General features: G+C 67.0%; 2 protein-coding genes. Both read right to left on the bottom strand.

Annotated elements, in window-relative coordinates; all coding sequences use genetic code 11:
* Nucleotides 1–104: 104 nt before the first annotated feature.
* Nucleotides 105–938 (bottom strand): transposase family protein, encoded by an 834-nt coding sequence (locus tag ACIBVN_RS60825; RefSeq protein WP_397152035.1) that lies wholly within the window; start codon nucleotides 936–938, stop codon nucleotides 105–107.
* Between the two features lie 106 nt (nucleotides 939–1,044).
* Nucleotides 1,045–1,530, bottom strand: a complete 486-nt coding sequence (locus tag ACIBVN_RS60820) for a hypothetical protein (protein ID WP_397152033.1) — start codon at nucleotides 1,528–1,530, stop codon at nucleotides 1,045–1,047.
* Nucleotides 1,531–1,751 lie beyond the last annotated feature (221 nt).

The raw sequence follows: 1,751 nt of genomic DNA, 5'->3' as shown, positions 1-1,751 counted from the left end.
TGAGAGAGTTCCATCCTGTTTCCGCAGGTAGAACGGGCTGGTGTGGTGGCGGTCAGGTGTGAACGTCGTGGTGGCGAGGCGAGATCATGAAGGTAGATCGTTTGTCAGCGGGTGACTTCGAGGTGGGTGAGCACGAGTAGGGCGCGTAGCAGCGCGGTGGCATGCTGGGCGTTCAGGCGCAGCCGGGTCAGTATGCGCCAGTTCTTCAGGTCGCCGATGCCGTGCTCGACTGCGGCGCGCTCGCGGTTCACCAGCCGGTTCGCCTGTTTTTGGGCCTTGGTGAGCGGGTTGTTCTTGCTGGCCTTGAACCCGGTGATGATGACGGGGTCGTCGGGGTCGTCCTCCAGCCCGACGAAGCCCAGATCGGCCAGGGCGCCCAGGTCGAAGCGGCGCAGCCAGGTGGTGATCTTGTTGTGGCGGGCGGTGGTGATCTCGCTCGAGCGGCCCGGCTTGGCGCAGGAGATCCAGATCAGGTTGCCGTGCTCGTCGGTGAGGGCGAGGAACAGCAGGCCGTGGACCTTGTGCTTGCCGTTGTAGTTCTTGCGGTTGGCCTGCCCGGTGCGGCGGCGGGTGCGTACCAGGGTGCCGTCCAGCAGCACGATCTGCCCGCCGGCCTTGGCGATCTTCTTCAGGGCGCGGTCCAGGCGTGGGGCGCGCGCGGCGAGCAGGTTGATGACCTCCAGCAGCCAGCGGCGGATGGTGGAGGCTGAGACGTTGTTGCCGCCGGCCATGTCGGCCAGGCGCTGGTCGTGGCGCAGGACGGCGAGCACGATGAGAGCGATCTTCCCGGCGGGCAGTTTCCGCCAGCGGGACCCGATCGCTTTGAGGTGGCCGCGTAGCAGGTCGGCCACCAGGGTGATGGTCTTGGTGGACAGCGGCAGGCGGCACTGGTAGACAGCAGACGGCGCGTCCTCGGCGAGTGTTTTGGTTGTTCTCACACACCGCCATGCCCCTGCCGGGGGCGCGCCACGTCGCCGCCGTATGGGCGTGGCGCAGGCGTCGTCCCCGGTCAGGGGTGTGAGATAGGCGTCTCGGAGGTGCCGGTCAGGACGGCGGGGCGAACGCTCCGGCCGCGGTCTTGCGCAGCCAGCCTCGCTCGACCAGCCGATTCAGCTTGGCCCGGGTTCCTTCAACCTGGCCCGGTTCGGTGGCCAGTCCCAGCTGCTCGCAGATCGTCTTGACCGGCAGCGGGGCCTGGACGGAGCACACCGCGGAAAGCAGCGCCTGGTAGTCGGCGGGGAGTACGTGGGTCCCGGCGGCCTCGTGCCGGAAGCAGATCAACCGGCCGCCGGGCAGTAGTTGCGCGGCACGGTCAGCGGGCAGTGCCACCTGATACACCGGCGCCGGTTCACCGGCGGGCTCCTCGGCCGGCTCCGGGCCGGGCTGTTCGGCGAGAATTTCCTTGACCACCTGCTCGGCCACCCGCAGCCGGTCCAGGTTGTCTTCGGCCTCGGCCAGCTGGGTGCGCAGGTGCTCGGCGCGTTCGGTAGCTGCGACGAGGCGTGTGGTGATCTGGTCCAGCAGTGACACGGCATCCCCCGACCAACCAACGGCGGTTACCTGACGAAAGCATCTGGACACGGACGATAACGATCCTGGAAGGGCCGTCGCATCCGAATCACGGAAGATCCGCTTTTGTCCACCTGCCGGATGATCAAGAACCATGATCCCTGCCATTCACCAGCAGAGATCACGCCCAACTGCGCCAGGCCATCCCCTTCTACCTGGGAAAACAGGATGGAATCCTCTCA

It is taken from the genome of Nonomuraea sp. NPDC049400 (assembly GCF_044466425.1).
GTDB lineage: Bacteria > Actinomycetota > Actinomycetes > Streptosporangiales > Streptosporangiaceae > Nonomuraea.
This window is presented reverse-complemented; position numbering and strand designations above follow the sequence as displayed.